The organism is Streptomyces carpinensis (genome assembly GCF_002154505.1).
In the GTDB taxonomy this organism is placed as follows: Bacteria; Actinomycetota; Actinomycetes; order Streptomycetales; family Streptomycetaceae; genus Streptomyces; species Streptomyces carpinensis.
On sequence record NZ_MUBM01000365.1, the window covers coordinates 1 to 3,951 of the forward strand.

The 3,951-nt window shown below is 72.2% G+C and carries 5 protein-coding genes; 3 read left to right on the forward strand and 2 right to left on the reverse strand.

The features are described from left to right. Positions 1–60: 60 nt before the first annotated feature. On the reverse strand, positions 61–1,320 hold the full coding sequence (locus tag BZY54_RS38580; RefSeq protein ID WP_086730019.1) for an extracellular solute-binding protein: 1,260 nt from the start codon (positions 1,318–1,320) through the stop codon (positions 61–63). 280 nt (positions 1,321–1,600) lie between these two features. Here BZY54_RS38580 and BZY54_RS38585 point away from each other — a divergent pair, with 280 nt between their 5' ends. Further along, positions 1,601–1,816, forward strand: a complete 216-nt coding sequence (locus tag BZY54_RS38585; protein ID WP_086730022.1) for a dodecin — start codon at positions 1,601–1,603, stop codon at positions 1,814–1,816. A gap of 147 nt (positions 1,817–1,963) precedes the next feature. Here the strand turns inward: BZY54_RS38585 and BZY54_RS38590 are convergent, their stop codons facing one another. Continuing rightward, the gene (locus tag BZY54_RS38590) at positions 1,964–2,464 is read right to left on the reverse strand and encodes a phosphatase domain-containing protein (RefSeq protein ID WP_086730023.1); all 501 of its coding nucleotides are present in this window, start codon (positions 2,462–2,464) and stop codon (positions 1,964–1,966) included. A 177-nt stretch (positions 2,465–2,641) separates the two neighbouring features. Here BZY54_RS38590 and BZY54_RS38595 point away from each other — a divergent pair, with 177 nt between their 5' ends. Together BZY54_RS38595 and BZY54_RS38600 are read left to right on the forward strand one after the other, a co-directional pair. Then, positions 2,642–2,884: a hypothetical protein gene (locus BZY54_RS38595; RefSeq protein WP_086730020.1), complete on the forward strand. Its 243-nt coding sequence runs from the start codon at positions 2,642–2,644 to the stop codon at positions 2,882–2,884. 171 nt (positions 2,885–3,055) lie between these two features. Further along, positions 3,056–3,913, forward strand: coding sequence for an MsnO8 family LLM class oxidoreductase (locus tag BZY54_RS38600; RefSeq protein ID WP_086730021.1), 858 nt, complete (start codon positions 3,056–3,058; stop codon positions 3,911–3,913). Positions 3,914–3,951: the final 38 nt, after the last annotated feature.

Below are 3,951 nucleotides of genomic sequence, written 5' to 3' on the forward strand. Positions count from 1 at the left end.
CCCCCTGGTCCCCCAGCCCCCACCGGGCGGGTCAGCCCGTTCCCGAGCCGACCGAGTCGGTCAGCCCAGTCCGGGTGCCAGTTCTTCGGTGATCCGCTGTGAGGCATGGCGGGCCTCGGTCCGCGGGTCGGCTCCGCTGAGCACCTTGCTCATGTACTCCTTGATCGGGTTTTCGGCCTCGACGGCCGCCCACTGCGGCGTACTGGGGGTCGCCCGGCCGTGCGCGGCGCCCGCCGCCATGGCGGCCACCCCCTCCTCGCCCGCGACGGCCGAGGCGAGCGTGGCCTTGTTGGGAACGTAGTTCATCGTGCGGGCCAGTTCGGTCTCCCACTTGGCACCGGTCAGGGCCGCGACGACGGCGACGGCGGCGTCCCGGTCGTCGGTGTTCCTCGGCACGATGAGGTCGGAGCCTCCGGTGAAGACGGTGCCCGGCCGTGCGGCGGTCTTGCCAGGCACGGGGAAGAAGCCCAGTTCACCCTTGAGTGCGGGGTTCTTCTGCACGATGACCTGGGCGAGCCCGGGCACGGCCACGATCTGCGCCACCTTCCCGGCGGCGAACACCCCCGCCTGCGGCGGGTGTTCCTCGTCGGCCTCGGTCGGGCCGTTCCCGAGCGCCTGCAGCCGCCGGTAGAAGTCCATGCCGCGCAGGGCGGCCGGGGTGTCGAGGGCGCCCTTCCAGATGTTGGCGGACTGCTTGGCGAGGTCGCCGCCCTCGTCCCAGATGAAGCCCGAGAGCGTGTACCAGTCCTGCCCGGCCAGGTAGATGCCCTGGTCGCCGCCCGAGTTGAGCTTCTCGGTGTCGGCGAGCCACTCGTCCCGGGTGCGGGGCGGTGACTTGATGCCCGCCTTCTCGAACAGGTCCTTGCGGTAGATCACCACCCGGTTGGCGGCGTACCAGGGAATGCCGAACTGGGCGGAGTTGTCCTCGCCCGGCTCGGCGAGGCCGGGCAGCCAGTCGTCCATGCCCCAGTCCCGCATCGACTCCAGGGTCAGGTTGGTCAGCCGGCCGCCCTCCACGTACTGGGCGACCTGGGTGTTGCCGACCTCGATCACATCGGGGCCGTCGTCGGCGCTCCCGGAGAGCGCGGCCTGCACCTTGGGGCCGATCCCTGTCCACTGCTGGATGCGGATGTCGAGGCGCAGATCGTCGTGGGTGCGTTCGAAGTCCTCGGTGAAGCGGCGCAGGAACTCCTGCGACGCGCTGTCCTTCATCAGCCACACGGTGACGGTGTGCCGTCCGCCTGAGCCGCCCGGCAGCACGCCGCAGGCGCTGACCAGGGAGGCGGACGCACAGGCGAGGGCAAGGAGGCGACGTCTCACGAAGGGTCCTTATTTCTGTCTGCGGACAGGGAAAAGATCCCGACGTGGGGGGCCGAGCAGAAGGCTCGCACGGGTGTGCTCGGATTTTGGTATGGACCAATGCGGAGGTCAAGTGGCGCACCGGTCACAGTCCGCACATCTCGCGATCCTCCTCTGCATACGGCACGGTGGAGTGACGTGGGACACGCGCGTCACCGGCGTGTCACCGACGGGTGTGACGTCCCCAGTCACCGTCACCGTCCACGGCGCCACCAGCGTCGTCCGCGAGAGGAGCACCCGCATGACCGACCACATCTACCGGGTCACCGAAATCGTCGGCAGCTCGCACGAGGGAATCGACCAGGCCATCCGCAACGCCATCACCCGCGCCTCGCAGACCGTGCGCAACCTGGACTGGTTCGAGGTGACCCAGGTCAGGGGCCAGATCGAGAACGGGCAGATCGAGCACTACCAGGTGTGCATGAAGGTGGGCTTCCGGATCGAGGACGCGGGCTGAGCCCGGGCCAAGCGGACTGAGGCCACGCCACGCGGGCTGGCACCGGGCTGCACGGGCTGACACCGGGCTGCGCGGGCTGGGGCCGCGCCATGCGGACCGAAGCTCGGCTACGGGGGCTGAGGCCAGGGCACCGGCGAGGGCGCCCTGTCAGGTGCGCCCTTCGCGCTCCTGCGCGATCTTCAGCTCGGCGGAGGGGGCCGCCCAGCGGGCGCGCAGGACGCGGAACCCGGCCCCTTCGGCCTCCGCGCACACCAGTTCGTCGTCGTCCACGAGGACGCGGATATCGCGGGTGCGGGCGAGCCGGCGCAGGATCTCCAGCTTGGTGCGCCGCGCCGGCCTGCGGTCGTCGTCGCGCCGCATGTGGACTCGCCCCTCGGGCAGTCCATGGGCGGCAAGCCAGTCGAGGGTGTCCTGACGGCACCGCTCGGGCCGTCCGGTGAGGTAGACGATCTCGCACTCGCGCGCGCTGTCCAGGGCGAGCCGGACGCCCTCGGCCAGCGGCGGATCCTCGGGCGCGGCGGCGAAGAAGGCGTCCCAGTCCCGGGGCCGCTGCTCGAGAAACCGCTGCCGGTGCGCCGTGTCGGCGAGGGTGTTGTCCAGGTCGAACACGGCGAGGGGCCGCTGATGCCGCTGACTGCGCTCCGTCACACGCACAGCCTATGGTGCGCGTGCCTGCCGAGCGGAGCGGATCAGGCACACTGCGGGGCGTGCCGCCGGGACCACCGGACCGAGCGGGCCCTTCGACGCCGGCCCCGGCACCGGCCCCGATGGCCGGCCGCGCGTCGTCCGGATGCGGGCCCGGGCCCTGCGGCCGATGCTGGGAACATGTCGGGACCACTGCCCGTGACCGTGCACCCGCCCTCGCCGACGGGCGGACGGCGCGTACGCGTGAACGGCGAGATCCTGGGGCTGGCCTACAGCGTCGCGGACGTCGCCGAGTTCCTGCGCCGGGCCGGCCTCGAGGTCGACCCCGTGGAGGTCCCGGTGTCGCCGCTGATCGACTGGCGCGGCGGCGGGCCCGACTACTGGGGCCCGGAGCCCGGCGGCGCCTCCCCCGGACTCGGCTGAATCGACGCTGATCCCGCCGCCCCCACGGCGCCGCAACGGCATACCGGGATCCCTCTCACTGCACCGCACGGGAATCCGCCGACCCGCCGCGCGGGAATCCGTCCCGCCGTCGGGGAATCCGTCCGCCGCACCGCGCGGGAATCGTGGGCGCGCCCCGGCGTTGAACCGGATGTGAGTTCCCTGATCGCCTCCACCCGCTTCTCCGTCCTCGACCGCTCCCGCACCCGCGAGGGTCACCAGGCCGCCGAGGCGCTGCGCGACACCGTGCGGCTGGCACAGGAGGTGGAGCGGCTCGGCTACCACCGCTTCTGGGTCTCGGAGCACCACGGTGTGCCCGGCGTCGCCGGATCCGCGCCGACGGTGCTGGCCGCCGCCGTGGCGGCCGCGACCCGCACGATCCGGGTCGGCACGGGCGGGGTGATGCTGCCCAACCACCAGCCGCTGGTGGTGGCCGAGCAGTTCGGTGTGCTGGAGTCGCTGTACCCGGGGCGCATCGACATGGGCCTCGGCCGTTCCGTCGGCTTCACCGACGGCGTACGCCGGGCCCTGGGACGGGACAAGCACGCCGCCGAGGACTTCGCCGCGCAGCTGACGGAACTGCTCGGCTGGTTCGAGGGCACCTCACCTACGACGGTGCACGCGCGGCCCGCCGAGGGCCTGCGCGTGCCGCCGTTCGTGCTGGCCATGGGCGAGGGCGCGGCGATCGCGGCCCGCGCGGGCCTGCCCATGGTCATCGGCGACCTGCGCAACCGCGAGAAGATGCTGCGCGGCGTCGAGCGGTACCGCGAGACCTTCCGCCCCTCCCCCTGGGCGCCGGAGCCGTACGTCGTGATCTCCGGCACGGTCGCGGTGGCCGCCACCGCCGAGGAGGCCTGCCGGCTCCTGGTCCCGGAGGCCTGGTCCATGGCCCAGGCACGCACCCAGGGCGCGTTCCCGCCCCTGCCGCCCGCCGAACGCGTCGAGTCCCTGGCGATGACCGCCAAGGAGCGCGATCTCTACGAGTCCGGTCTGAGAGGGCGTTTAGTTTAGGACGATTGCCCCTTATGCCCTAGTAGGTGCCTCGCCAG

Excerpts from the sequence above, each read along its gene's own strand:
- BZY54_RS38585 (WP_086730022.1), top strand. The coding sequence starts at position 1,601 with ATGACCGACCACATCTACCGGGTCACCGAAATCGTCGGCAGCTCGCAC.
- BZY54_RS38595 (WP_086730020.1), top strand. The coding sequence starts at position 2,642 with ATGTCGGGACCACTGCCCGTGACCGTGCACCCGCCCTCGCCGACGGGC.